Raw genomic sequence first — 25,562 nt, 5'->3', positions numbered from 1 at the left:
ACGATCGCTCGGGGGTGCCCGAGCGTCGAGTCGTCGTTCGCCCCCGACACGTTCGGTAGCACCGGGGCCGCCCGTCGGCGTTCGTATCGAGTCTCGAAACGGAACGAACGTTAAAGAGACCGGCCCGATTCCACTCAGACGAGTTGGTGTAATCGACGTGTATCTCGGTCTTCTCAGTTCCCTCCCGTGGTGGATCGCAGCACCGCTGATACAACTCGCGGTCCTCGTTTTCGGGATGGCGCTGGACGAAACCTACGTCAACCGGACGACGGTGTTGACGGGGGCGATCGGGGTTCACATCCACGCGTTCGTCGCCGGTGAGGTCGGCCTGTTCGTCGGTCTCTATGCCGATATCGGTCTCCTGATCGGGGCGTACGGTCTCTACGCGTACGTCACCGACGCGTACGTCGGCGCCGCCTTCCGCATCGTCGCGTTTTTCTGTTATTCGCCACTATCGGTTTTTCTCGTTATTCTGACGGCCGGACCGATACTGTTCGGGGTCGAACCGCTGTTCGTCCCCGCACTCGCAGCGGCCGGCTACGGGAACGTCCGGCTTCGGGAGTACCTGGCCCCGAACGATCCCTACTACTTCGGCCCCGAGTCCGAGGCTGCGTTCGAGGCCGCCGTCGAGGCCGAAGCTGAAACCGGCCCGGAAGTGCAGGCCGGGACGGCGACGGGACCGTCGAACGCCACCGCTGCGACCGCAACGGACGGCCCCGCTGGCACGTCTGGGCGGGCGAGTGCCGATGGTGGGAACGCAGCGCAGTTCGGAGACGCGCCCGGGGACGGTGACGACGATCCGACGGGCGCCGAGCCGACCGCTGCGAGCGAGTCGACCGAACGGGGAATCCTTCCGCAGTTCATGCGTCGGATCTAACTACTCGAGGCGTCACCGCGTGCTCCGTCGGACCCACGGCGTGCTCTGTCGGACCGATTCACTCGCCCGCGCGAGTTCCCTGCCACTCCCTGCGGATTTATTGTTTACCGCGTCCAACGACGGAGTGAGATGGCAGACGAAGCCGAACTCCGCGGGCAACTGACCGAGGCGTTCGAAGGCGCGGATTACCCCGTCTCGGGACCGATGGAACTCGTTCCGGCACTTCCCGACGGCCCGAGTACGGAATTCGAGTCCGGCGATGTTTCGATGACCGCGATGGAACTGAATACCAAGACGTCGGGCGGCGACTTCCCGTATGACGACGTCGAGTCGCTCGTCGACGACCTTATAGACGAATTAAAGGCTCAGGGCGAACTGTGAACGGTGCCCGTCTGCGGTGATTCGAATCGGAGCCGGCGATCACCACGGCGACGTCAGACGGTTAACGGCTTACCAGCAGACTTTTATTCCGTAGTGCCATTTCGCTAGAAAGACGCACCGTATCGGATAGTTTCGATAGCGGAAACGGAGACGGAAAACGGATGACAACTGGACATCGAGCGGGACGGATCGTTCTCGTTACCGACGACCGGCGGGGAGAAAGCCGACTACGAACGCGACTCCGCGACGCGACCGACCGGGACGTTCGAACGATTCCAGCAACCGATGGGCTCGAGGCCATCCTCGAGTCGGCCACGGAGGGTATCGACGTCGAAATCGACGAGCACGGCGAGGTGGTGTCGGAGGCGAATCTACGATCGACGGGCGGAAACGGCTTTCCGGCGGCAGAAAACGCGTCGTCGGAGACCGACTGCCAGTCGGAGGCGGCCCGACCGGTAACGGTCGTTCTCGAACTCGACTGTCCCGGGGAAATACAGACGATTCTTCGTGGGCTCCACGCCGCGTTGCCAGCGGTTCCGACGATCGTCGCACCCTGGAACGGGAGCGAGCGACTCGCGACCGTTTCGCTCCGGGCCGACGCGACCGAATACGTTCCGACCGAGCACGACGAGGATCCGGTCGATCGGATCGTTTCGACGATTCACTCACAGCGATCGTCCGACGGCGAACGCGGGCGCTACCACCGCATCCTCGCCAACGAATTACCCGACGAAGCGTTCGTCATCGGCGAAGACGGCACGTACCTCGAGGCGAAGGTACGGCCCGACTCGGCGGAACTCTACTCCGCCGCCAGCGACGAGCTTTCAGGAACCTCGCTCGAGGACGTGTTCCCCGAGCAGGTCGCCGCGTCCCTGCAGGACTGTGTCGACCGAGCGATTCGGACCGACGGGGTCCAGTCGGTCGAGTACGAAGCGGAAACGACCGACGGCTGCAGACAGTTCGAAGCCCGCGTCGTTCCGATCGAGGAACGCATTCAGGGGCGACGGGCGGTCGTCTGGTTGGCTCGGGATATCACCGAGCGGGTCCGCCGAGAGCGGAAACTTCGCTCGCGACAGGACCAACTCGAGACGCTCAACCGTATCAACGCAGTCGTCAGGCAGGTGATCGAGACGCTGGTCGAGGCGCCGGCTCGCGACGCCATCGAGCGAGAGGTTTGCGAGCAACTGGTCGACTCGGAGCTGTACTGCGGTTCGTGGATCGCCGAACGGACCGGCGACGGCCGACTCTCCTATCGCACCGGTGCGGGCGAGGCCGACACCTACCTCGAACGCGTCCGTGATCACTCGATCGACCACGACGGACCGGTCGCACGGGCGGCACAGACAGGGGAAATCCAAACGATAAATCGCCTCCTCGACGACGAAACCGTCCCGAGTGCGCTCGAGGAGGCGGCTCAAGAGGACGACGTCCGGTCGGCGATCGTCGTCCCGATTACCCACGAGGATGCCACGTACGGCGTTCTCATCGTTCTGGCGAGCCGAGACGACGCCTTCAGCGAGCGCGAACGAGCGGGATTCAGGTTGCTCGGTGAGACGATCGGATTCACGATCATGGCCGTGAAAAACCGGCAGTTACTGTTCGCTGACTCCGTCGTCGAACTCGAGTTCCGGATCGACGGCGGCGACACCTTCTCGTTCGACCTCTCCGAAGAATACGGCTGTACCTGCTCGCTCGAGTGGGCCGGCACCACTGCGAACGGACGAACATTCCAGTACGTCACGATCGAGGGCGTAGACGGCGAGACGGTCCTCGAGGAAGCGAAGGGACACGACTCTATCGAGGCGTGTCGACTCATCTACGACGGTGACCAACGCTGTACGATCGAGATGCGCCTGGCGAAGTCCGGCGTCCGAACGCTCGCGAACCACGGAGCGACGATCCGGGACGTCTCGGTCGAAGGTGGTGTCGGGACGTGTCTGGTCGAGGTCTCACAGGATGCAGACATCAGAGAGATCGCCGACGCGCTGACGCAGATCTACGAGAACACCGAACTCGTCGCGAGACGGGGCGTCGATCGACCGGTCCGGACGGCGGCCGAACGTCGAAATCGAATCCTGGATCGGCTGACGGATCGCCAGCTGACGACGTTGCGCCTCGCCTACTACAGCGGCTTTTTCGACTGGCCCCGCGAGAGCACGGGCGAGGAAATCGCCGACGCGATGGACATCTCGCCGCCGACGATGCACCAGCACCTGCGAAAGGGTCTGAAATCGATCCTCGGCGAGTTCTTCGAGGTCAACGAGCAGTGACCGATCGTCCGCAGTCGTGTCGCGAGGTCCCATTCGCGGAAGCCTGAAAGTCACCTTTTCTTAAAGGTACCCCATGTGAACCCGCGAGGTGATGCACGCGACGACCGATCCCTCGACGAGGCATGACGACGGACCGACGGACAGCAGCGACACTCGACCGCTCGATCCGGGGGGATCTGCTGTGGTAGCGCCCTCCATCGAGACGCTCTTTGAAGGCTCCAACGGCCGATACTACACCGACTGGCAGGTCGCGAGACGCCGCCGGACCGGCGAGTGGGCGCTTTGCATCCGACAGCGAACGCCGGATCGGCGACTGGTGGAAACGGACGGCGGTGCGTTGCTGTTGCTCACGCCGACCGATCCCGCGTCGCTCCCGCCCGGAATCGAAATTCACGTCCGCGACGGTCGCGCCCGCGTCGTCGACGGACGCTGTGGCTCGCCGGAGTAAGCCGGTCGCCGTCGTCCCTGCGTCGTCGACGAACCAGTCGCACGGACCATGATAAAGCGTGGCAATGTTCACCCGCAGGAACTGGAGGATGCCCGCCCGTGTCTCGCCCGTGAAACGCCGCGCGTTCCTTGGGTTCGCCGGATCCGCCGTCTCCCTCGGGACGCTGGCGTACGCGACGCGTCGTCCCACCGAAACGCTCTCCGTTCGCGTCTGGCTCTCCGAGCAGGCCGCGACGTACGAGGGGGTCTCTGACCGGATTCTCGAGTACCTGGGCGAGATGCTCGACCTCGAATACTGGTCGCTCGAAACCTCCGTCGGGGGCACCGTGTCGGTCTCGACGGAGGACGCCGCAACCCTCACGAGTCGCGGCGAGTGGCCGATGGCCGTCGCGGAGGGCATGCTCGGTCGGCGCGACCTCGAGCCGGCGGCCGACGTCAACCTGCTGGTGACCGACGGTGGGATGGAAGATGCACCGACCGGGTACGGAATACCGCACGTCGCTTCCGTCGGCGGAGCTCGCAACATCGCCGCACTCGACTCGTACGACGAACTCGTTTCGGACCGCGAGGTTCCGATCGTACCCAACGAGAAACCGACGCGAACGATCCAGGTGCTCGTTCACGAGGTCGGACACGCACTCGGGTTGAACCACGACCACGGCGTCGCGTTCGTTCGGGACGGTGCCGTGGTCGCGACGCCGATGCTCAGTTCGTACGCGTGGGACCCCGGGTACGACGGTGAGGGCTCGCGGTGTGGGACGGCGATTCCGGACGCAGCCGGTCGGGAGCAGAGACTCAGCCTCTCCTTTTCGCTGTGTGCTCGCCGCGAACTGGCGACCTACGATGGCGGTGTCTCGTAAACTACCCCGCCCTACTCGCTCCCTCCCGCCTTGCGGCGGTCGGTCACTCCTCGAGGAGGGGGCTTTACCGCAACGACATTGTACCCCGCGAACCCGTGCATGGACGCGGCCCGGCTTCCTCTTACCGTCCTGCCGACGGCGTGGGCGCATTGTTGATGCCTCCCACTCCGACCGTCGGCGAGGATTCTCCCGCCGATTTAATTCCCGGTGTTCTCGCGCTCTACCCGTACAGTGGGGACGGGAGTTCACCCCGTTCGCGGTCGTCGTTCCCGAGTATAGGGTGCGACGGCCACGCCGTCGCACCACGGGTGCCAGTTTACTCGTGGCACCTCCCGACCCCGACGTGTGCGAGGACGGCAGTACCACTGGGCGCGTCTCCAAGTATAATAAATCTATACGAACGCGCTTCCTCTCCGCGCTACCGCGTGCTGAACGGAGTGGCGGACGTGCGACGGTTCGACCGATAGCTGTCGCTCGCGCGGGTTCGTGAAGACGGTTTCGAGCCGGATCGATACGAACGCGATACGGCTTCGAACGGCTCGTATCGTTACTCGTCGTCGTCTTCGTCGGGCTCCCCGCGGGCGAAACTCGCCTGGGCCTCCCCGTCCTGATCGGCACTCGCCGTCGGTCCCTCGATCAGCGAATCGAAGTCGTCGACCTCGTCGTACTGATCCTGGTAGACCAGCGCCGCTTTCCCCATCGAGGAAATCTCGTAGAGACCGGACCGCTCGGCCGGCCCGATTTTATTTACGAGTCCGTAGTCTTCGAGGACGGGTAGCCTAGTATTGATGTTCTTTCGGCTCTTGCCCGTGTGTGCTGCCAGATTCGTTGCGACGTTTCGACCCTTGTCCTCGAGCGCTTCGAGGATCAGGAAGTCAGTTGGTTGACGGAGTTTCACTATGGTTCACTCTCGTACCGGACTATATTTCCAGTGGTAACTAATACTTTCGGCTCGAGTGGCGTTTATTTCTATCGGTAATTTGTACTGGGTGGCTTTCGGTGTGGACGAACGAGCGATTCGAACGCGATCCGGATCGATCGGTGGATCGTTTTCGACCCCCACGACAGTTTCCGTTCGACTCCGGTCACCGTCCTGCCGGACGTGTCGGCTCCGCGCGCGCCGCGCCCGTGGGGGCGGGGTGTGCGATCAGTTTGGCTCCGGTCGAAGCGAACCACGACAACGCCGATTCGACCTCCGCAGGTGATTCGACCCGACAGGACGCACTCGAGGGCTCGTCTCCGCCGACCCGGATTCCGATCCCGTCCGGTTCGACCGCCCGAAACGCCGACTCGTCCGTGACGTCGTCTCCGACGTACACGACCGCCGTTCGTGGGGGCTCGTCGGCGGCGATCAGTTCCACCGCGTTTCCCTTTCCCCACGGCACGTTCGGCCCGATCTCGAGGATCCGTTTCCCCGACGAAATCTCGAGGTCGTCGCCGCCGAATCGATCGACGATATCGCGCGTGACCCGGCGAACGATCGGCTCGGCCGACTTCGAGACGGTTCTGACGTGAACCGTCCCGGTCAGGCGCTTGTTCTCTACCCGGCAGTTCGGGACGGATTCGAGGACCGTCTCGATGACCGAACAGACGCGCTGGATCCTGTCGGCGCGTTTCCGCGCAACCGGATGCACGGCGATCGAGCCGCCGCGGGCGAGCTCGAGCCCGTGATTGCCCGCGTAGACGGTCGGCCCGTCGATGCGCTCGCGGACGTCAGCCAGAGCGCGGCCGCTGACGACCGCCGTCGTCACTCCGGCGGTTCGTGCGAGGGCGGCGACCGCCTCCCGATTGGGCTGGGTCGGTGCTGCGGCGTCCGGATCCTCGACGATCGGGGCGAGCGTCCCGTCGAAGTCGAGACAGACGAGCATACCGGCGGCTCGTTCGAGGGTGGTTCGAATCTCCGGCAGCCGCTCGTCGATCGGCTTCGGGGGCGATTTCTGTCTGCTCATCGACTATACTGGTGGCGTAGGTTCCCTGGAGTCGGACCCGGGATCGGTCGCCGTATCTGGCTCGCCCGCGCCACCGTGGACGCGTCGAATCCAATCGAACTGGGTGTGCATCCAGGACTCGATATCGCCGTTCGAAACGCGTTGGCGAAGCGTGTTCATCCGCCGTCGTCGTTCGTACGGCGGCATCGTGAGCGCTCGCTCGAGTTGGGCCGCGAAGCCGTCGGTGTCGGTCGGGTCGATCGTCAGCGCGTGCGAGCCGAGTCGCTCGTGTGCGCCCGTCCGGTCGCTCAGTAGCAAGGTGGCGTCGCTATCGACGCTCGCGGCGACGTACTCCTGTGCGACCAGGTTCATCCCGTCGACCAGCGGACTCACGACCATCGCGTCGGCGCGGCGATAGAGCGCACAGAGGTCCGCCCGTGAAAGGACGTCCTCGGTGTAGACGATCGGCCGCCAGTCGGGGGTTTCGAAGCGGCGGTTTATCCGTCGGACTTCGTTGCGGACGTGCGACCCGTACTGCTCGTACGCTTCGATGTCCGTTCTCGACGGGGTCGCCTTCTGGATGAAAGTGAACGCGCCGAGCCAGCCCGGGTGCTGCTCGAAGAACCGCTCGATCGCCAGCAATCGTTCCGGAACGCCTTTCGTATAGTCGAGTCGATCGAGTCCGAGTCCGATCGCAGTGTTCTCGGGGACTCCGTACGTATCGAAGAGCGACGATATCTGGGCCGGGCGGGCCGATCGAGCCTCCCGATCGTGTGACTCCGCGTCCACGCCCATCGGGGTCGCGACGACCTGAGTCGTCCGCCCGTCGTATCGGATCGTACGGTGAGCACGGTCGACAGCGGCACCGGGCAGGTACCGATCGACGCAGTTCAGGAAGCGATCGGCGTACGATTCGACGTGAAAACCGAGCAGATCGTTCCCCAACAGCCCCTCGAGGACGTGACCGCCGGCTGGACAGTGCCGAAACATCGACGGCGTCGGCCACGGTATGTGCCAGAAGTGCGCGACCGTCGCACTCGAGGGAACCGTCGCTCGGATCATCCGTGGCGCGAGCGCGAGATGATAGTCCTGGAGCCAGATCACCGACTCGTCCGCGGCGTGATCGCCGACGGCGTCGGCGAACTGCTCGTTGACCCGTCGATACCAGTCGAAATCCGACGGGCGATCCTCGATCAGATCCGGGAAGCCGTGACAGAGCGGCCAGAGGACGCGATTGCTGAATCCGTAGTAGTAGCCGTCGACCGCGTCCGACGAGAGGTCGAGTCGACGGAGCGTATAGGCTTCTTCGTCCGGTGGGACGGCGACGCAGTTTTCGTCGTCCGTCACGTCGAAGTCCGCGTCACCGTCACCCCAGGCGATCCAGGTGCCGTCCGTTCGTTTCACGACCGGATCGAGGCCGGCGGTGAGTCCGCCGGTCGGTTCGTCGACCGTTACGGACCGCGAATCGGCCGTCGCACGGAATCCACCGTCCACTCCGGTCGGCGGACCACCGTCTTCGTTCGATCGGGACGAGCCGGCGGCCGACGTCGGCTCGTCATCGTCCTCGTACTCGTGGCGATACGGTTGGCGGTTCGAGACGACGATCAACGAACCGGGACAGGTCGGGCCGTCGGCGTTCGCCGCTTCGTCGGCTCGGCCGCGGCCATCGGCCCGATGCGTTCGATTACGCGCAGTCGTCGACGACAACCGCTCGGGTATTCGCATTCGCTGGATGAACACAGCATCCCGACGGGTTGCTTCGCGGCCTGCGACCGCAGGGTGGCTAATACGTTCCCACAAGTAATCGTGATCGGCTGACCGTCCACTCGAGGCGACAGTAACCGTAACCGAGACGATTCGCAGTCCCCGTCGGAACGTTGATTTCTCGCTCGAGCGAAACGACGGCCATGACCGCTCCGTTCGAGCGCCGGATCGGCGCCTGTCGGCGACGACTCCGCGAGGCGGGAGCCGACGTGCTCGTCTGCTTTCCGAGTCCGAACCTGACCTATCTGACCGGCTTCGAAGCGTCGCCGTCCGAACGCCACCTGTTGCTGTTCGTTCCCGAGGACGGTGATCCCGCACTCCTCGCGCCGGCCATGTACGACGCGCAACTGGCCGAACTGCCGATTTCGGGGCTGAATCTGCACTCCTGGTCGGACGCGGACGACCCGGTCGAGATCGCCAGGACCGTCCTCGAGGGGTACTCGTTCGAGTCGACGGGGCCAGTGACCGTTCTTCTCGACGACCGACTGTGGGCGACGTTCACGCAGGATCTCCGACGGCTGCTCCCCGCCGGCGAGTTCGGCCTCGCGAGCACCGTCCTCGAGTCGATGCGGGTCCGCAAGGACGATGTCGAACTCGAGACGCTTCGTCGGGCCGGGCGGATCGCCGACCGCGTGTCGGTCCGCGTTCGCGAGCGCGGGGACGACCTCGTGGGGACGACGGAAGCGGAACTGGCGACCGAGATCGACCGACTCCTCGCCGCGGAGGGTGGCGCGGAACCCGCCTTCGAGACGATCGTCGCCGCCGGGCCGAACGGTGCGCGCCCGCACCACCACAGCGGCTCGCGGGAGATCCGGGCCGGCGACCCTATCGTCCTCGATTTTGGCGCGTTCGTCTCGGCCGACGTCGAGGGAGGGACGGCCCGGTATCCCGGCGACCAGACGCGAACGATCGTCGTCGGGGAGCCCCCAGCCGAGTATGCGACTGTTCACGAAACCGTCAGGGAGGCACAGCAGGCTGCGGTCGACGCCGTCGAGTCGGGCGTCACCGCGGGCTCGATCGACGACGCCGCGCGGTCGGTCATCGAGGAGGCGGGCTACGGCGATGCGTTCGTCCACCGGACCGGACACGGCGTCGGCCTCGAGGTCCACGAACCACCGTACATCGTCGCGGGCAACGATCGCGAACTCGAGTCGGGGATGGTCTTCAGCATCGAACCGGGGATCTACCTCGACGGGGAGTTCGGCGTCAGAATCGAGGACCTCGTCGCGGTAACCGAGACCGGCGTCGAGCGACTGAACGATTCTCCGCGGGGCTGGGAGACCGGCCGTTGAGCCGGACGCGGTGCGGTCGGCGGGGGGCGGGAACGCACCGCGATCGCCCGATGGTCCGAAACGCGGTGCGATCGTCGGGAGGCCGGGAACGCAGTGTGGTGTGACGAGGGGTCCGCCCCCGAGACGAGGTGAGCACTCCTCCGCGGCGTCTCTCGACGTTGGTAACCCGGAAAGAGCCGTTCGAACCGTCCGCTTGCGCGCGCTCAGTAGTAATAGAGTTCGAGTTCGTGACCGCATTTCCGACATTCCGTTTGTTTGCCAAGCAAGCGGTTCGAATCGCTCTCCGCGTGGATGCCCGGACCGGTGGGAACGGAGGCGTCGATCGTCGCCCCACACTCCGGACAGCCGACGTGCATATCTGTGTGGCCTGTACTGGACATGCCCTGTTCGTATTCGATAGTCCCCGATAGTTATCTGAACCATAAGGGTTCGAGACGATTCGTTTCCGATCGTTCGAACGCCGTATGATCGCGTTTACGCGAAGGTGGCGCGAGCGCGTCCCGGCTCGAGTCGCGGGGCTCACGGCGGTCGGTCTCGACTCGAGTCAAAGCCTCGATTTCCGGCCCGAACTCGGCACAACCGTTTTCAAACCGTGAACGTCACCGGCTCGAACTCGAAAAATGCCGTCTCGTAGCCGTCGTGACGGGCCACCTGCGGCGGCGCATCGACCGTCACCGTGATCCGGTCGCCGGCGGCGAGTTCGTCGACCGAGAGTCCGTAGTGGTGGCCGAATTCCCCGTCCAGGGCCTCCGTAAGCGATTCCTTCCGGACGACCGACCCGTCCCGCTCGACGGACGCGGTCAGCAAAACGAAAGGGAGAATAATGTCGTTGTACGGCGTCCTGGGACAGACGGCGAGGTACGAACCGCCGTCGGTGAACCGATCGGCGTCGGAAACGTGCGCGGAGACCTTCGCGTCGCCGGTGCGCTCGGTTCCGAGCATATCGCCGGGCAACTCACCGACCGGGGTGCCTCGTCCGGTCGGCGGACTGCCGAGCGCGTCGCCACCGCCGTGTCCCCCGTGACCCCCGGAATCGTGGTCGCCCTGACCCCCGTGGGTCATCGGCGACATCGCCTCGCGGTTGCCGCGTCGGTCTTCGTCGATCGTCTCGAACGCGAGTCCGTTGATGTCCGATCGCGCGTACTCGAAGTCGACCTCGAGCGTGGCGGGCGACTCGAGTCGCCCCGCGAACGCCCCGGTTCGAGCGGGCCGCGTGACGGGGCCGGCCCGAATCCGGGCCGTGTACTCGCCCTCTCCCGGGAGCCGAACGTTGTCGCCGTAGTGAAAGCCCATCCGCTGGGAGAGCATCGGCCAGAGCGACGAGACGCCGATGTCGACGGGCGCGCCGTCCTGGAGTACCTCGACGCGCATGTCTACCGGGAGAGGGGTATGCGTCTCGCGGTCCCAGACGGTGACCATGAGGTGGTGAGTGTCGTCGGCGTCGACCTCGACCAGCTCCTTTCCCTCCTCGGTGGCTTCGACGATCCAGAACCGGTGGGGGAACGTGTACGAGAGCGAGACGGCGTAATCGCCGTCGGCGCCCATTCCGTACATCCCCATCTCCTCGCGCGAGGCCGGCAGGTAGACGGCGTCGGGGCGGTTCTCGACGAGCGGCGGATTTGCCCAGGCCGACTCCTCTTCGAAGCCGAGTCGATCGAGACAGCCTGCGAACCCGGTAATCCCGACGGCGGCTGCAGTCGTGCCACGGAGATACCCTCGGCGATTCATTGCGAGCGTCTAAGAAAGGGGCGACAAAACGCCTGTTGGTTCGTCGGTCGAACGATGGCACCGAGATGTGCGGTGACCAATTCGGCGTATCCGTTCACGTGGTCTCGACATCCATCCGCAGTTCGAGTGTCCCTCGTCCTTTCGTGAATCGAACCAACGAACCTTTGACCGGGCGCTCCTACGAACCAGATATGGACCGTCGGACGTACCTCGGTACAGTCGGGATGGCGGGACTCACCAGCGTTGCCGGTTGCCTCGGCGGGGTTCTCGGCAGCAATGGTGGGAACACCGAGACCGTACTCGAGCCGCCGGAAACTGACCTGAGCGAGGCGTCACATCCGAGCTATGGCCAGGACCTGCCTTCTCTCAACCTTCCTGATCCCCTGTCAGGTGAGACGATTTCGACCGATCAGTACGAGGATGAACGGGTCGTTTTGATGACGTTCATTTACACGAACTGCCCCAATGGAATGTGTCCTGCGTTGACGCTGCGATTGCGTCGCGTTCAGGAAGTCGCCGCGACCGAAGGGTACAGCGACAGCGTCGCCCTGCTCGCGATGACGTTCGACCCGGAACGAGACACCGCAGAGGCCCTCCAGTCGTTCGCCAATCAGCGGGGAGTCGACACTGACGCCGAGAACTGGCACTTCCTCAGGCCGGAGAGCTACGACGAAGCGAAGCAGATAATGACCGAACAGATTGGGTTGCCACTCGAGAAACGGGATGCTGAACAGTACGACGACCTCGAGTATGCGTTCCCGCACTACAACCTTATTCTGCTCGCTAACGAGCGTGGAATCATCGAACGAGCGTATCCGAAGGGAGCAACGAACGATATTCAAATGGTCGTTGATGACGTCGAAACAGTGGTGAAGGCATAAAATGCGACGGCGTGACGTCCTCGCTGGAGTCGGCAGTCTGGGCGTCATCGGGAGTGCAGGAGTAGTGGCGATACGGGGGCTGCCGTCGGTCGGAAACGGATCCGGCGAGAGCCAGAACGGGGACTCAAACGAATCGGAATCGACGAACAGTGTCCCAATGACGATCGAGACGGTTGCAGCGCCTGGAAGCGAGGCTGGCGAGGTCCGTGTTCCAGCGCCCGACCAACCGACGTTCATCGACTTTTTCGGGACGTGGTGTCCCCCCTGCATCGAACAGATGCCGGCGCTCAGGGAAGCGAACGAACGAATCGGTGACAAGGTACTGTTCATTTCGATCACGAACGAAGCAGTCGGGAGATCGGTGACGAAAGAGGAACTGGTCGACTGGTGGACGAAACACGATGGGAACTGGTTGCTCGGCCTTGATCCGACGACAGAACTGGCCGCGAGATATCTCGCGGGTGGCTATCCTTCTGCCGTCGCGATCGATACTTCGGGACGTGTTCAGTGGGACGATACCGGTATCAAGACCGCGGACGAACTGGTAACTGGGATCGAAGAGGCGATCGAGGCCAGCGGAGGCGAGTAGAATGGTCGATGCAGCGGTCACCACCTCGCTCATCTTCGGGTTGACGTCTGGGATCGCGACGTTCTTTTCCCCGTGTGCGTACCCGCTGCTGCCGGGGTACGTTGGGTTTTACGTGAGCCAGACCGACGGTGAGCGCGCATCGCTCGGGGGGGCACTGAGTCGGGGACTAGTCGCCGGTGTCGGCGTCCTGGCCACGTTCACTGCGCTTCTGGGAGCAACGGTCGCGGTCGGGTATTCGACGCTCTCGTCGGTTACCTTATTCGAGGTGATCGCTGGCGTCGTCCTGATCGCTTTCGGCCTGCTGGTCGTCACCGATCGTGCCCCGTCGCTTTCCGTCCCGCTCCCGAAACGGCGCTCGAGCGTGGCCGGCTTCGCCATCTTCGGTGCTGGCTACGCATTGGCCGCCGCGGGGTGCGTGGCGCCGTTGTTCTTCGGCATCGTCGGCCGTGCGCTCTCGGTGTCGACCACCTCGGCGGGAGTCCTCCTCGGGACGTACGTCGGGAGCCTCGTGGCCCTCATGGTTTCGCTGACCGTCGCGACCGGAATGGGCCTCGTCGCGAGCGCGGGACGGTTTTCGGCCTACGCGTCTCCGCTCAAGCGTCTCGCGGGCGTCGTCATGATCGTGGCTGGCGTCGGCCAACTGTATCTCGCCATCTTCGTCCTCGACGCGCTCTGAACCGGCCGCGTTTCCTCGAGCGCGTGTCGCCCGAATCGACCCACGGTTTCAGGCGTGCCCGTCCTTTAACGACGATCGAATCGTATAAATCCAATCCTTCGTGGGCGTATCTTTATCCGAAGTCGAACGGAGATTCATACGATGGTCTGGCACCGCTGTCCGAACTGCCTCGAGAAGGCGGGAACGGAAATCGATCGATCGGTGATCGAAGCCGGCTTGAAGAGACGGTTCGAGTGCCAGAACTGCCTCTACACCTGGGAGGTCGTCTTTTAGGACGCCGAGTCGGCCCTCGATGGCGTGGCGCAGGCAACGGCAGGTCAGGGATGTATGGGTTCGTCTCACGAACCAGTAGGCGAACGATGTACCAGGATTTACTGCTCGCAACGGACGGCAGCGACCCCGCTCGTCGAGCGACCGAACACGCGGTGGAACTCGCCACCCAGCTCGACGCGACCCTGCACGTACTGTCGGTTTCGGAGGAGGGTCCGCAAGCTGAATCGAAACAGGACAGGCTTCGGAACGACCCGGACACCGAGGCCGAGACGGCTGCCGAAGCGGCCGAAGAGGAGGCGCGGAGCGCGGACGTCGAGACGACGACGGCGATTCGCCACGGCGTCCCCCAGGAACAGGTCGTCGAGTTCGCCGAGACGAATCCGGTCGATATGATCGTCGTCGGGACGGCCGGCAGATCCGGTCTCGATCACCTGATCTCGGGCAGCGTCGCCGAGGAGATCGTCCGGAACGCGCCGGTTCCGGTAGTCACGGTTCGCGAACAGTCGTAGCGACCGCCGCCCACCGTGGCTAGTAACAGAGTACTACCCGCGGATACGTCACCGCTACTTAAGCCGACCGGCTGCTATGCGGCCGCTATCGTGCCAGCGTTACCCAGTCGCGTCCCGATTCGGCCGGGGCCCGGGTTCACGGATCGGATCTCGCGTCCGATCGTGCCGATCGGGTTCGCTGTCGGTTCGGAGCCCCCGGCCGACGGCCTCGGCTCGCCACGGCACGTCCCTCGGCGGTCGATATCACTCGGTGGGAGGTGTCCGGCCGGTGAGTAACGGTCGCTCGACGGTCGTCGGTGACGTCCTGTGCGTGCTGGTCGTGGGTGAGTCGGACGTCGCCGATGCGATCCTGGATTCGCTCTCCGCTGCGGTCTCTGGCGTGTCCCTGATACGAGAACGCACCATCGAGGGCGCCCTCGAGCGACTCGACGACCGTGACGTTCACTGTCTGGTCTGTCCGTACGTCCCGCCGGCCGACCGAGCGGCTCCGTCGGACTCGCCGCTCGAGCGGATCGCGGATCGAACGGACGAGCGGCCGATCATCGCCGTGACCGACCGGCGGGACGCTGAGGCGGCGCTCGAAGCCGGCGCGAGCGACGTCGTCGACCGCGATGCGTCCGCGTCGGTCCTGACGGCTCGCGTCACGAACGCGGCCGAGGGCGAACGATACCGACTCGCCACGTCGGACGGGGATCGGAAACGACGGGCGATTCTCGAGAGCGCCGCGGCGGTCGTGTGGGTCCTCGACGCGGACGGAGACGTCGAATACGCGAGTCCCGCCGTCGAAGCGCAGATGGGATACACGCCGGCCGAACTCGAGCGAACCTCGATCACCAGGATCGTCCATCCGGACGATCGGGAGTCGCTCCGCGACACGCTCGCGTCGGTCGCGCAAGCGCCGGTCGGAACGACGGAGCGCGTCAGTCCTCGCCTGGGCCACGCAGACGGCACCTGGCACGTCTCGGAGCTCACCTGTACGAACCGGCTCGCGGACCCGTCCGTCGAGGGGATCGTCGTCACGCGAACGGGTGCGATGAGCGCGGAATCGGCCGTCAGCGGCGACGTCCGGGCGGGGCTGGATCGGCTCGCCGACGGGGTGCTCGCACTCGGTCCGCGAGGGGAGATTCGATACGCCAACGACCCGGCGGGTCAGTTGCTCGCCGACTTCGCTGCCCCGTCGGGCGACGAGGTTTCGGTCGGGACGGTCGTCTGGCAGCTCTTACCGGACGATCTCGGCGGCCAGTTCGCCGATCGGATCCGCGAGGCCCGGACGACGGACTCGGTCGTCGCGTTCGAGACGACCGCTCCGTCGCTCGAGTCCCCCCTCACGATCGCCGTTCATCCCGGCGACGACGGCGTGACGGTCATCCTGAGCGAGCGGTCCACCGCTGCCACGGTCTCGACGGAGCGGGATCGCCTCACCCTCTTCGAGTCGGTCGTCGACGCGCTGGACGACGGCGTCGCCGTCCTCGACGACTCGACGATTCGGCTGGCGAACCCGGCGCTCGCGACACTCGCCGGGACGGACGAACTCGTCGGCCGGCCGCTCGAGGCGCTGTTCGCCGACGATCTCGCGACGGCCGTTCGAGAGCGTGCACGGTCGCCGGTCGTCAGGTGGATGGGGCCGGTCACGGGCGAACTCGCGACCGAGACCGGCCGACTGGTCGACGTGTTCGTCGCGCCGCTTCCCGATCCGGATCGAACGCTGTGCGTGGTTCGCGACAGGCGGGGATCGTCGGGTGCGGCGCTCGCCACGCTCAGCCGAACCGCTGCGACCCTCCGCGACGCCCACACGCCGTCGGACGTTCGATCGACCGTCGTCGACGCCGTCCGCGAGACCGTCGACGCCGACGTCGCGGCCTGGTATCTCCCCGTCGACGACGGCGACGGCCTTCGGCCGGCGGCGGTCGCCGCGGCGGACCGGGTTACGGCGGACGACTGGGGGACGATCGAGCCGCCGCCGATCGAACCGGACGGGACGGCGCTTTCGGCCTGTCTCGAGGACGGCACGCCGACCGTGTTCGAGGCGGCGGCGCTCGAGGACCTCCTCGCGCGAACCGGACTGCGCGCCGAACGGGTGCTCGCCGTCCCGATCGCCCAACGCGGCGTCGTCCTCGCCACCAGTACGGAACCGATGGCCTTCGACGGCCTCGATTTCGACCCCCTCGAGGCGTTGTCTGAGACCGCCGTCGTCGCGCTCGAGGGAGTCGACCACGCCGCCGATCTCCGGTCGTGTCGACACGCTCGGTCCCGGCTCGAGACCGTCGCCGAGCGGGTGGATCGGCTCCGGGATGCCGAACGTTCGCTTCTGGACGCCGACGCTCGGGAAACGGTCGAGCGGCGGCTCTGTGAGGCGGTCCGCTCGTTGACGCCGCTCGAATCGACGGCCGAGATCGAACTCGCCTGGGTCGGCCGCGTCGACGAGGGTCGCGAGACGGTCGTGCCAGCGACCTGGTCCGGCCGCGACGGTGAGTTTCTCGAGTCGACGGCGTTTCCGCTGGATCGACGGGCCGCCGGGCCGACGGGTATCGCAGCGACGACCCGGGAACCGGCCGGTATCGAGGACCTCGCGGCCGGCGGCTCGAGCGACGCCGACGGGATGCGACCGTGGCGACAACGCCCGCTCGAACGCGGGTTTCGATCCGCGTTCAGCGTCCCGCTTCTTTCGGGCGAGTTTCGGTACGGGACGCTCACCGCGTACGCGGATCGGCCCGCGGCGTTCGACGACCGCACCCGACGCGCCTGCGCGCACCTCGCGGCGGTCGCCGGGAGCGCGATCGGCGCGATCGAAACCAGGCGCGCGCTCCTCGCCAACCGCATCACGGAACTCGAGGTCGTGATGCGAGCCGACGCGGAGCCGCTGTCGACGATCGCCCATCGGGTCGGCGATCGGATCGACGTCCGGGCCGTCATTCCACGCTCCTCCGGCGGGTCGACGGTGTTCTGTGGCGTCTCGGGACTCGATTCGGAGGCGGCCCTCGAGTCGGTCCGATCGGTGGCCGCGGTCGAGACGGCCTCGATCGTCGGCACCGGTACCGGTGAGACCGTTCTCGAGATCACCGTGACGGAGCCGACCGTCGCGCGGACGGTCGCGGACCGTGGTGGCGTCGTCGGGTCGATCACGCCGGTCGACGACCGTACCAGGCTCGTGATCGAACTGGGAGAGCCGATCGCCGTCCGGCCGTTCGTTCAGGCGCTCGAGCGAACGTATTCCGGCACACACCTGGTCGCACGCCGGGAACGGGACAGACCGACGCGAACGGCGCGTCCGTTCGACGAACTGGGCGACCACCTGTCGGAGCGACAGCGGCGGACGCTCGAAGCCGCGTATCACAGCGGGTTCTTCGAGTGGCCGCGCGAGCGCACCGGCGAAGAGGTCGCCGAATCGCTCGGAATTTCCCAGCCGACGTTCAGCCGGCACCTCCGACTCGCACAGCGGAAACTGTTCGCGCTGCTGTTCGAAGACGCCGTGGGCGAGTGAGTCGCGAGAGCGTTCGTAGAACGATCTTACTCCCGAATTTCGACGGGAAATAGGATATTTCTCAGCCCTGCGTGACGCTCTCGGGATCTGATCGATGAATACATATTGACATCGCTCAGAGCGAGGGTTCCGTATCTAGCGCCCACGGTCATCACTTCGGGTCCTAATGAGCCATTCAATGAGCGCGTTCGAGGTAAGAAGCTATTACAGCGATCGGGCACCTGCATCGCGGGTGGTCGAATGAGTATCGACCTCGCCGAAACCGAGGAGGTGGGGGACGCCGTCACCGACGCCGACGCCGACGGTGATCGAACGGGAATCCGGTCGGAGGCCGACGGCGGAATCGTCGCTCAACTCCGCCTCGACCATCCCGATCTGTTTCTGCGCCCGACACTCGGACGAGCGAGGGACGTCACCGTCGAACCCGACTACTGGATCCCCGCCGAATCAGGTGGGACGCTGGTCTTCGTCACCGTCTACGGAACCGACTTCGAGGGGTTCGAAACCGCCCTCGAGACCGATTCGACGATCACCGATCCGGTCCTCGTCGATCGGTACCCCGACAGACGAGTCTATCGCGTCACGCTGGCCGATCGGACGGTCACGTTCACCCCCGCGACCGCCGAAGCCCGCGGTCGCGTGCTCGAACTCTCGAGTTCCCGCGAGGGCTGGCTCGTTCAGCTTCGGTTCCCGGACCGGGAACGGCTCGTGGCCTTCAACGACTACTGTAGAGAAAATGATGTATCGGTCACCGTCGACCACCTTCGCGTGTCGGACGACCAGGACGACGGCGTCGTCGCTCTGACCGACAAACAACAGGAACTGCTGGCCGTCGCACACGAGGAGGGCTACTTCGACGTTCCCCGTGGCATCTCCCAGAACGAACTCGCGGACCGACTCGACGTCTCGAAGTCGGCCATCTCCCAGCGATTGCGGCGAGCGATCGGCCAACTCTGCGGTGCGACCCTCTCCTGACCGTTACGTGCGGCCTTGCGACGCCTCGAGTGGTGCCTTCGACCGAGCAGGGCGCGAGCGCTGGAACGCCCACGCAGGTACGCGGGCCGGTCGACGTCCCGGTTCCGCAGCGTCGACGAGAACGCGTTCTCGTTCGATTCGGACGCCGGTTCGATCGGGATCCCTCTCCGGGTCCCCGCCGGCGCTACCGCAGAAAACGATTCGGCCGTCTCGAGGCGGCCGGACTCGAGCCGGTGCCGTGTTGCTCGTGAGTTATTCGTCGCCGTCGTCTTTCATCGCACCGAGCTGGGACACCAGTTCGTCCGTGGAGACGTCGGACTCGAACGACATCTCTCCCTGGTGGTCGTTTTCGTGGACGTTGACGGCGTCTACGTCCTCCTCGTCGGTCGTTTGCTCTTGTTGTTCGGACTCGTCGTAGCTACCGAAACCCATACTGGCGAGTGCCGGACCCACTGCAATAGGTGTGGCGATTCCCTCCGTTTCGTGTACGCTCCCGCGACCCCGGGTGCGGGCTCCGCAACCGGATCGTCCGCCGCGGCGAGCGGCCGCCCGTCCGATTGCCGACGGGACCCGCGAAGACTCACCCCGAACTTCGGGCGTCTGTTTTCGGTCCCTACCTCTCGTTGGGGGGTCCTTGCCTCCCGTTTGACGCTCCGTACTCGAGGGGAACTCGCTGTTCGTTCACCGTACTTTTCCACCGGTTGCGATGGTTCCCGGAAAGCAGCTTCGAGAGCGTTACCAACCGTCGATTCGTTTTCCCGGGACGGGCTCCCGACACGTGGTCGATCGACGTCGACGAGGGCCACAGTCGACCGCTACCGACGAAGTACACGAAGACTACGGGGGCCAGTAGCCCGTCTATAGTAATGGGTTCGGGAGGTTTGCATTCCTCCCATGGTTGCGTACCGTTCGGCGGTTCGAACAATCGCCATCGACAGGCAGAATACCACGATATCTCTCCCATCCCTTTCGGGAAGCAGTTGCGTCGAGGTCACAGCGTCGTCAGGAACCGACGCGTCGGTGGGGCCACATCAGCGACCCCAACGGGCCTCCGGGCGGTGATCTGACCATGTGTGGGATCATCGGGCGTGTGGGCGACGGTAACGCTCTCGAGTCCCTCTTGACCGGGCTCGAGAACCTCGAATATCGGGGATACGATTCGGCCGGGATCGCCGTCCAGAACGGCTCCGGCATCAACGTACAGAAACGCTCCGGGAAGGTCGAGGAGTTGAAAGAATCGATCGGCGAACCGCTCAAGGGGGAAGTCGGGATCGGACACACCCGCTGGAGCACCCACGGACCGCCGACCGACGCGAACGCACACCCTCACACCGACGAGAGCGAGGACGTCGCGGTGGTTCACAACGGGATCATCGAGAACTACGCCGCGCTCAGGGAGCGGCTGGCGGCGAACGGCTACGCGTTCTCGAGCGAGACCGATACCGAAGTCATCCCGCATCTCATCCAGTACTACCTCGACGCGGGGTTCGACAGCGAGACGGCGTTCCGGCAGGCGATCGACGAACTCGAGGGGAGCTACGCCGTCACCGCGATGGTGTCGGGCGAACACGTCCTCTACGCGGCTCGACAGGGCTCCCCCCTCGTGGTCGGAATCGAAGACGGCGAGTACTTCCTTGCGAGCGACGTTCCGGCCTTCCTCGAGTACACCGACAGCGTGGTCTACCTCGAAGACGGCGACGTCGTCGTCGTCGACGAAGACGGCGTCGAGTTCACGGACCTCGACGGGAACCCGATCACGCGCACGTCGGAGACGGTCGACTGGGACCCTGAACAGGCTGGCAAAGGTGCCTACGACCACTTCATGCTCAAGGAGATCACGGAGCAGCCGACGTCGCTGGCGCAGGCGATCGAGGGTCGAATCGACCCCGCAAACGGCCGGATCGCGCTCTCCGATTTCGAGCCGGGGACCTTCGAGGAGATCGACAGCGTCCAGTTCGTCGCCTGCGGGACGTCCTACCACGCCGCGCTGTACGGCTCGCTCGTATTGAACCAGGCCGGTGTGCGGTCGACCGCACTGTTGGCGAACGAGTACAGCGTTTCGGCCCCGCCGATCGACGACGACACGCTGGTGATCGCCGTCACCCAGAGCGGTGAGACGGCCGACACCTTGAACGCCCTCCGGCAGGCGACGGCCGAGGGTGCGCGGACGCTGACGGTGACGAACGTCGTCGGATCGACGGCCGCTCGCGAGGCCGACGACGCCCTCTTTATTCGGGCGGGCCCCGAGATCGGCGTCGCGGCGACGAAGACGTTTTCCTCGCAGGCCGTCATCCTCTCGTTGCTCGGCCAGCGCATCGCCGGCGATCGGCGGGGTGAGTCGCCGGCCGACCTCGAGTCGCTTCTGCCTGAGCTCGCGTCGATGCCCGGCGCGATCGAGGACGTGCTCGAAGAGTCGGACGCCGCGGCGATCGCGGAACGCTATCGGGACAGTCAGTCGTACTTCTTCATCGGCCGCGGTCTCGGATACCCCGTCGCGCTCGAGGGGGCGCTGAAGTTCAAGGAGATCACCTACGAGCACGCGGAAGGATTCGCCTCCGGCGAACTCAAACACGGTCCGCTGGCGCTGGTCACGCCCGCGACGCCGGTCTTCGCGATCTTCACCGGCGAGGAAGACGAGAAGACGTTGAAAAACGCGGAGGAGGCCCAGACGCGCGGTGCGCCCGTCATCGCGGTCTGCCCGGCCGACCACCCGGCGGTCGAGATTGCGGACGAGCACCTCGAGATCGCCGACACCGACCCGGACCTCGCGGGGCTGCTCGCGAACGTGCAGCTTCAACTCGTCTCCTATCACGCCGCCGACCTCCTCGACCGACCGATCGACAAACCGCGTAATCTCGCGAAGAGCGTCACAGTCGAATAACCGGCCGTTCGACCGGTTCCTCACAGTGTCGATCGTCGGACGGGGCCGTACCCGTTCGGGCACTTCTCCTGAAAACGTTACGGACCCGCTCACGTCTTCGCAACCGACCGGTCGAGGACCGGGTCGATGCCCGAGAGACGCACACCGCCTTCTGTTCGACGAGAAGACGACGGATACCGTTCGGGCGCGAGCAAGGGTCTCGAAGCCGCAGGACGAGAGACCACCCCCGTAGTCTCAGGTCCGCACGGCATCGGTAAAGAGCGACCCGTACTCGTCGATGTCGTAATCGAACGTGGAGGGTTACTGTGCGATCGAAGCCCGGTTACGGTGTGTCCGGATCGTGAGTATCGACCGATACCCTCCAGTCTGACTAGGGGTTCGCCGTCGTATAAAGGGACCACCTGATAGCGACGGCCGGTCCGCTCGGCTCGTCGTGTCTCGACCGCGCGATCGGCGACGAACGCGCGACGGATCGAGCGCTCACCGGTCTCGTTCGACCGTTTCCCCGGGAGCGGTGGTTACGCCGGATGATAGTTTCAGCCCGGGGGTCAGGCTCGTGTTGATACCGGTCTTGACGCCATCACCGGCGACGACGCCGAACTTCCGGCGTCCGGTCGAGAGACGATCGCCGTTGACCGTGAATGTGATATCGTCGTCGTCGTGACGAAGGTTCGCCACGTTGGTCCCCGCACCGACGTTGACGTTCCGCCCGAGGACGCTGTCGCCGACGTACGAGAGGTGGCTTACCGACGTCCCGCGCGAAATGACGCTGTTTTTGACCTCGACGCCGTTTCCGATCGAGACGTCCGGACCGATCATCGTCGCTCCGCGGACGTAGGCGTTCGGTCCGACGGTCGCCCCCGTGCGGATCAGTGCCGGGCCCTCGATTACGGCACCCGGCTTCACCGTCGCTCCCTCCTCGACGACCACGGCGCCCTCGAGGTGGGCCGCGTCGCTGACCGAGCCGGCGATTCGGCGGTCGATATCGGCGAGTTTCCACTCGTTGGCTTCGAGTAACTCCCAGGGGCGGCCGACGTCGAGCCACCGCTCGAGGGTCACCGGCGTGACGGCGTAGTTCTCGAGGACGCGCGCGAGGACGTCCGTGATCTCGTGTTCGCCTCGTTCGCTCTCGGGTACCTCGAGCCACTCGGCGGCGGCCTGTGGAAACGCGTACGCGCCGGCGTTTGCGAGATTCGTCGGGGGCACGTCGGGTTTCTCGACGATGTCGGTGACGGTGCCGTCGGTCGTACTCAGCACGCCGTAGTGTTGCGGGGCGTCTACCTCGGCGGCACAGACCGCGGGACACTGCGCGAACAGTCGGTCGATCGCAGCCGGATCGTACAGATTGTCGCCGTTCAACACCACGAACGGGCCGTCGATGTGTTCTCGAGCGGCGTCGACGGCGTCGGCCGTTCCTGCCTGCTCGGTCTGGACGGCATACGACACCGGGGTGGAGCGATACTCGCGGCCGAAGTACTCTCGGACCGTCTCGCCTTCGTACCCGACGACGAGAACGATTTCGTCGGCACCGGCGTCGATAGCAGCGTCGACCGTATGTGCGGCGAGGGGTCGATCGGCGACGGGGAGCATCGGTTTGGGCCGTGATGCAGAGAGGGGTCTGATCCTGGTCCCCTCACCTGCGGTAAGAACGATCGCGATCATCGCATCGACGTACCTCGATCCGGCGGATAATTATACGGCTGTTACACTGTCCGGTTCCGTGGTTCGGGGGGACGAACGTCCCGGCATCGCCGACCCTCGCGTCGCGTTCAGCGGCGACCGGGTACTCACCGCGTGACTCGAGTTGGCCGATCCTCGCACCCCACACACAGGTGTCGAGGTACTGGTACGATGGCCCAAATAGCGGTGCTAAATACTGTATTACCCGGGCGAAATATCGTATTTCTAACGAACGAGCTGCTGATACTCTCGATATCAGAACAGTCTCTCTGAGAGGTGACACATGGCGGAAAGACGAGACTACCAACCGCGGCGCTGATTATGCGGTCTATAGTAAATACCGTTCTGTGGTTACGAACTGGTGATGTCGACGGACCCATCCGCGAACTGGACGCCAATGACGTCCAGCCAGCAGACGACTGCCCCCCGATGTGTCAACTGTGGTAATCAAGTGACTCGACAGTTTGCCCGCGTTTTCGGTGACAACCGTGACGTCGTCCATGCCTGCCCCGACTGCGCAACCTACCGCGAGATGAAGACGTCCGATTTCATCCCGGAAGAACGGAGATAACCCGTCCCATCGCGCTGCCGCCTCGAGTACGCCCCTCCATCCAGTTTTTCTCCGACCGATCGGACGCCGTCCAGTTCCGCTACCGTCGTTTTACCCGCCGATTCCGGCCCTCAGTCGCTCGCTTCGATGCTCTCGGTTATCAACGACCGCGCATCTTCGAACAGCGCATCGGCGTCGGATTCCGAGCGCGCTTCTGCCGTCACTCGGATCAGCGGTTGCGTTCCGCTCGCGCGAAGCAGGAACCATCCCGCTGCGGTCTCGACCCGGACGCCGTCGAGCGTATCGATCTCGTCGTATCGTTCTGTCACTCTGTCGTCGACCTCGGCCATCACCGCGGCCTTGTCTTCGACCTCGACTGACGTTCGTCGGATCGGATACCCGTCGATCTCGGCGACGAGGTCGGAGAGCGGTCCGCGGCTCGCGACGAGTTCGACCAGTTTGCAGGCCGCGAGCGGGCCGTCCGGACACAACGTCTCCTCGGGCCAGATCCAGGCGCCGCTGGGTTCGCCGCCGAAGACGACGTCGGCTTCCGTGGTCCGCTCCGCGACGTACACGTCGCCGACCTGCGTCCTGGTTACCGACGCGCCGACGTCGGCCAGCGCGTCGTCGACGGCGAGGCTCGTGTCGACCGGTGCGGCGACCCGGTCGCCGTCTCCCGCCGCCTCTCGAGCGAACAGGGCGAGCAACGCGTCTTTCGGGACGAACGTCCCCGTCTCGTCGACGGCCAGCATGCGATCGGCGTCGCCGTCGTGGGCGATCCCGAGTTCGGCGTTCGTCCGTTCGACGAGCGTCGATAGGGTGTCGAGAGTCTCCGCCGTCGGCTCGCTCGGTCGTCCGGGGAACGAACCGTCCTCCTGCCCGTTTAACGTCCGAACTCGACAGCCCACGTCGTCGAGAACCGATGCCGTCACCCCGCCGGCACCGTTTCCGAGGTCGACGATGACGTCCGGTGACCGCTCGAGGGCGACCGCCTTCCGGAGCGTTTTCGCGTGATCGTCTCGAACGCCGTCGCGACGATGGCGACCCCCGACACCGTCCCAGGCGGCCAGGTCGTACTCGTCCCGTCTCACGCGTCGCTCGATCGCCTCGCGCTGTGCCGGGCCGAACGCCTTCCCCGACGGGTTCCAGAGTTTCATCCCGTTATCCGTCGCCGGGTTGTGCGACGCCGTCACCACGATCCCCGCATCCGCTTCGAGGCGAGCGATCGCGCGGGCGACCGTCGGTGTCGCCTCGATCCCGACCGTGAGCACGTCGGTGCCACATTCGCACAGTCCCGCCGCGAGGGCATCCACGAGCATCGATCCGCTCTCACGAACGTCGCGACCGACGACGACCCGATCGTGCCCCTCCGAACCGACTGCGCGTCCAACGGCGAGCGCCAACTCGGCCGTCACCTCGTCACCGATCCGACCTCGAATCCCACTGGTTCCGAACATACGCCTCAGTGAGGGTGCTATCGCCTTACTATGCACGGATTAACACTGTCTACGGCGGACGAA

The 25,562-nt window shown here is 65.2% G+C and carries 23 protein-coding genes; 15 read left to right on the top strand and 8 right to left on the bottom strand.

The genetic code is table 11. The annotated features are described in order from the left end of the window. Window positions 1-157: 157 nt before the first annotated feature. The 5 genes from NJT13_RS04755 (at window position 158) to NJT13_RS04735 (ending at window position 4,835) form a co-directional block, all read left to right on the top strand. Entirely contained in the window at window positions 158-877 is a 720-nt protein-coding gene (locus NJT13_RS04755; protein WP_254524346.1) for a hypothetical protein, read from the top strand. A 129-nt stretch (window positions 878-1,006) separates the two neighbouring features. After that, window positions 1,007-1,258, top strand: coding sequence for an MTH865 family protein (locus NJT13_RS04750; protein ID WP_254524345.1), 252 nt, complete (start codon window positions 1,007-1,009; stop codon window positions 1,256-1,258). 161 nt (window positions 1,259-1,419) lie between these two features. After that, window positions 1,420-3,528, top strand: coding sequence for a bacterio-opsin activator domain-containing protein (locus tag NJT13_RS04745; protein ID WP_254524344.1), 2,109 nt, complete (start codon window positions 1,420-1,422; stop codon window positions 3,526-3,528). A 181-nt stretch (window positions 3,529-3,709) separates the two neighbouring features. Next, complete coding sequence (locus tag NJT13_RS04740) at window positions 3,710-3,976, top strand: hypothetical protein (protein WP_254524343.1); 267 nt, start codon at window positions 3,710-3,712, stop codon at window positions 3,974-3,976. Between the two features lie 109 nt (window positions 3,977-4,085). Next, on the top strand, window positions 4,086-4,835 hold the full coding sequence (locus NJT13_RS04735) for a zinc metalloprotease (RefSeq protein WP_254524342.1): 750 nt from the start codon (window positions 4,086-4,088) through the stop codon (window positions 4,833-4,835). Window positions 4,836-5,382: 547 nt separating this feature from the next. Here NJT13_RS04735 and NJT13_RS04730 read toward each other — a convergent pair. From NJT13_RS04730 to NJT13_RS04720, 3 genes are all read right to left on the bottom strand, one after another. Beyond that, complete coding sequence (locus NJT13_RS04730) at window positions 5,383-5,733, bottom strand: winged helix-turn-helix domain-containing protein (RefSeq protein ID WP_254524341.1); 351 nt, start codon at window positions 5,731-5,733, stop codon at window positions 5,383-5,385. A gap of 187 nt (window positions 5,734-5,920) precedes the next feature. Further along, entirely contained in the window at window positions 5,921-6,784 is an 864-nt protein-coding gene (gene otsB, locus NJT13_RS04725) for a trehalose-phosphatase (RefSeq protein WP_254524340.1), read from the bottom strand. Window positions 6,785-6,787: 3 nt separating this feature from the next. Then, a complete protein-coding gene (locus NJT13_RS04720) occupies window positions 6,788-8,488 on the bottom strand; it encodes an alpha,alpha-trehalose-phosphate synthase (UDP-forming) (RefSeq protein ID WP_254525395.1) in 1,701 nt (566 codons plus the stop codon). A gap of 182 nt (window positions 8,489-8,670) precedes the next feature. On the opposite strand from NJT13_RS04720, the gene NJT13_RS04715 reads away from it, so the two are divergent. Next, window positions 8,671-9,819, top strand: a complete 1,149-nt coding sequence (locus NJT13_RS04715) for a M24 family metallopeptidase (protein ID WP_254524339.1) — start codon at window positions 8,671-8,673, stop codon at window positions 9,817-9,819. Between the two features lie 203 nt (window positions 9,820-10,022). Here NJT13_RS04715 and NJT13_RS04710 read toward each other — a convergent pair whose 3' ends face one another. Then, on the bottom strand, window positions 10,023-10,199 hold the full coding sequence (locus NJT13_RS04710) for a hypothetical protein (RefSeq protein WP_254525494.1): 177 nt from the start codon (window positions 10,197-10,199) through the stop codon (window positions 10,023-10,025). 205 nt (window positions 10,200-10,404) lie between these two features. Further along, window positions 10,405-11,547, bottom strand: a complete 1,143-nt coding sequence (locus NJT13_RS04705; RefSeq protein ID WP_254524338.1) for an iron transporter — start codon at window positions 11,545-11,547, stop codon at window positions 10,405-10,407. Window positions 11,548-11,738: 191 nt separating this feature from the next. Between NJT13_RS04705 and NJT13_RS04700 the strand changes: the two genes are divergently transcribed. From NJT13_RS04700 to NJT13_RS04675, 7 genes are all read left to right on the top strand, one after another. Further along, window positions 11,739-12,428, top strand: a complete 690-nt coding sequence (locus tag NJT13_RS04700) for an SCO family protein (RefSeq protein ID WP_254524337.1) — start codon at window positions 11,739-11,741, stop codon at window positions 12,426-12,428. Window position 12,429: 1 nt separating this feature from the next. Beyond that, window positions 12,430-13,017, top strand: a complete 588-nt coding sequence (locus NJT13_RS04695) for a TlpA family protein disulfide reductase (protein WP_254524336.1) — start codon at window positions 12,430-12,432, stop codon at window positions 13,015-13,017. Between the two features lies 1 nt (window position 13,018). Then, window positions 13,019-13,693 carry a cytochrome c biogenesis protein CcdA gene (locus NJT13_RS04690; RefSeq protein WP_254524335.1) on the top strand — a complete coding sequence of 225 codons (675 nt, stop codon included), beginning with the start codon at window positions 13,019-13,021 and terminating at the stop codon, window positions 13,691-13,693. Window positions 13,694-13,834: 141 nt separating this feature from the next. Further along, the gene (locus tag NJT13_RS23160) at window positions 13,835-13,966 is read left to right on the top strand and encodes a hypothetical protein (protein WP_256549411.1); all 132 of its coding nucleotides are present in this window, start codon (window positions 13,835-13,837) and stop codon (window positions 13,964-13,966) included. A gap of 86 nt (window positions 13,967-14,052) precedes the next feature. Then, window positions 14,053-14,475 (top strand): universal stress protein, encoded by a 423-nt coding sequence (locus tag NJT13_RS04685; RefSeq protein ID WP_254524334.1) that lies wholly within the window; start codon window positions 14,053-14,055, stop codon window positions 14,473-14,475. Window positions 14,476-14,743: 268 nt separating this feature from the next. Beyond that, window positions 14,744-17,956, top strand: coding sequence for a bacterio-opsin activator domain-containing protein (locus NJT13_RS04680; protein WP_254524333.1), 3,213 nt, complete (start codon window positions 14,744-14,746; stop codon window positions 17,954-17,956). Window positions 17,957-18,196: 240 nt separating this feature from the next. Beyond that, window positions 18,197-18,931: a helix-turn-helix domain-containing protein gene (locus NJT13_RS04675; protein WP_254524332.1), complete on the top strand. Its 735-nt coding sequence runs from the start codon at window positions 18,197-18,199 to the stop codon at window positions 18,929-18,931. 252 nt (window positions 18,932-19,183) lie between these two features. On the opposite strand, the gene NJT13_RS04670 is transcribed toward NJT13_RS04675, so the two are convergent. Further along, complete coding sequence (locus tag NJT13_RS04670) at window positions 19,184-19,363, bottom strand: DUF5786 family protein (RefSeq protein ID WP_254524331.1); 180 nt, start codon at window positions 19,361-19,363, stop codon at window positions 19,184-19,186. A gap of 637 nt (window positions 19,364-20,000) precedes the next feature. Here NJT13_RS04670 and glmS point away from each other — a divergent pair. Beyond that, the gene (glmS, locus tag NJT13_RS04665) at window positions 20,001-21,812 is read left to right on the top strand and encodes a glutamine--fructose-6-phosphate transaminase (isomerizing) (RefSeq protein ID WP_254524330.1); all 1,812 of its coding nucleotides are present in this window, start codon (window positions 20,001-20,003) and stop codon (window positions 21,810-21,812) included. Between the two features lie 480 nt (window positions 21,813-22,292). On the opposite strand, the gene glmU is transcribed toward glmS, so the two are convergent. After that, window positions 22,293-23,474 (bottom strand): bifunctional sugar-1-phosphate nucleotidylyltransferase/acetyltransferase, encoded by a 1,182-nt coding sequence (glmU, locus tag NJT13_RS04660; RefSeq protein ID WP_254524329.1) that lies wholly within the window; start codon window positions 23,472-23,474, stop codon window positions 22,293-22,295. Between the two features lie 382 nt (window positions 23,475-23,856). Here glmU and NJT13_RS04655 point away from each other — a divergent pair, with 382 nt between their 5' ends. Next, entirely contained in the window at window positions 23,857-24,063 is a 207-nt protein-coding gene (locus NJT13_RS04655) for a DUF7563 family protein (protein ID WP_254524328.1), read from the top strand. Window positions 24,064-24,173: 110 nt separating this feature from the next. Here the strand turns inward: NJT13_RS04655 and glmM are convergent, their stop codons facing one another. Beyond that, window positions 24,174-25,499 carry a phosphoglucosamine mutase gene (glmM, locus tag NJT13_RS04650; protein ID WP_254524327.1) on the bottom strand — a complete coding sequence of 442 codons (1,326 nt, stop codon included), beginning with the start codon at window positions 25,497-25,499 and terminating at the stop codon, window positions 24,174-24,176. Window positions 25,500-25,562 lie beyond the last annotated feature (63 nt).

The organism is Natrinema caseinilyticum (genome assembly GCF_024227435.1).
Classification (GTDB): domain Archaea; phylum Halobacteriota; class Halobacteria; order Halobacteriales; family Natrialbaceae; genus Natrinema; species Natrinema caseinilyticum.
The sequence above is the reverse complement of the archived record's forward strand: the minus strand, read 5'-3'. Positions and strand labels throughout refer to the sequence as shown.

Excerpts from the sequence above, each read along its gene's own strand:
- glmU (WP_254524329.1), bottom strand. The coding sequence starts at position 23,474 with ATGATCGCGATCGTTCTTACCGCAGGTGAGGGGACCAGGATCAGACCC.
- NJT13_RS04710 (WP_254525494.1), bottom strand. The coding sequence starts at position 10,199 with ATGTCCAGTACAGGCCACACAGATATGCACGTCGGCTGTCCGGAGTGT.
- NJT13_RS04705 (WP_254524338.1), bottom strand. The coding sequence starts at position 11,547 with ATGAATCGCCGAGGGTATCTCCGTGGCACGACTGCAGCCGCCGTCGGG.
- glmM (WP_254524327.1), bottom strand. The coding sequence starts at position 25,499 with ATGTTCGGAACCAGTGGGATTCGAGGTCGGATCGGTGACGAGGTGACG.
- NJT13_RS04720 (WP_254525395.1), bottom strand. The coding sequence starts at position 8,488 with ATGCGAATACCCGAGCGGTTGTCGTCGACGACTGCGCGTAATCGAACG.
- NJT13_RS04750 (WP_254524345.1), top strand. The coding sequence starts at position 1,007 with ATGGCAGACGAAGCCGAACTCCGCGGGCAACTGACCGAGGCGTTCGAA.
- NJT13_RS04655 (WP_254524328.1), top strand. The coding sequence starts at position 23,857 with ATGTCGACGGACCCATCCGCGAACTGGACGCCAATGACGTCCAGCCAG.
- NJT13_RS04675 (WP_254524332.1), top strand. The coding sequence starts at position 18,197 with ATGAGTATCGACCTCGCCGAAACCGAGGAGGTGGGGGACGCCGTCACC.
- NJT13_RS04700 (WP_254524337.1), top strand. The coding sequence starts at position 11,739 with ATGGACCGTCGGACGTACCTCGGTACAGTCGGGATGGCGGGACTCACC.
- NJT13_RS04670 (WP_254524331.1), bottom strand. The coding sequence starts at position 19,363 with ATGGGTTTCGGTAGCTACGACGAGTCCGAACAACAAGAGCAAACGACC.
- NJT13_RS04695 (WP_254524336.1), top strand. The coding sequence starts at position 12,430 with ATGCGACGGCGTGACGTCCTCGCTGGAGTCGGCAGTCTGGGCGTCATC.
- NJT13_RS04745 (WP_254524344.1), top strand. The coding sequence starts at position 1,420 with ATGACAACTGGACATCGAGCGGGACGGATCGTTCTCGTTACCGACGAC.
- glmS (WP_254524330.1), top strand. The coding sequence starts at position 20,001 with ATGTGTGGGATCATCGGGCGTGTGGGCGACGGTAACGCTCTCGAGTCC.
- otsB (WP_254524340.1), bottom strand. The coding sequence starts at position 6,784 with ATGAGCAGACAGAAATCGCCCCCGAAGCCGATCGACGAGCGGCTGCCG.
- NJT13_RS23160 (WP_256549411.1), top strand. The coding sequence starts at position 13,835 with ATGGTCTGGCACCGCTGTCCGAACTGCCTCGAGAAGGCGGGAACGGAA.
- NJT13_RS04690 (WP_254524335.1), top strand. The coding sequence starts at position 13,019 with ATGGTCGATGCAGCGGTCACCACCTCGCTCATCTTCGGGTTGACGTCT.
- NJT13_RS04715 (WP_254524339.1), top strand. The coding sequence starts at position 8,671 with ATGACCGCTCCGTTCGAGCGCCGGATCGGCGCCTGTCGGCGACGACTC.
- NJT13_RS04685 (WP_254524334.1), top strand. The coding sequence starts at position 14,053 with ATGTACCAGGATTTACTGCTCGCAACGGACGGCAGCGACCCCGCTCGT.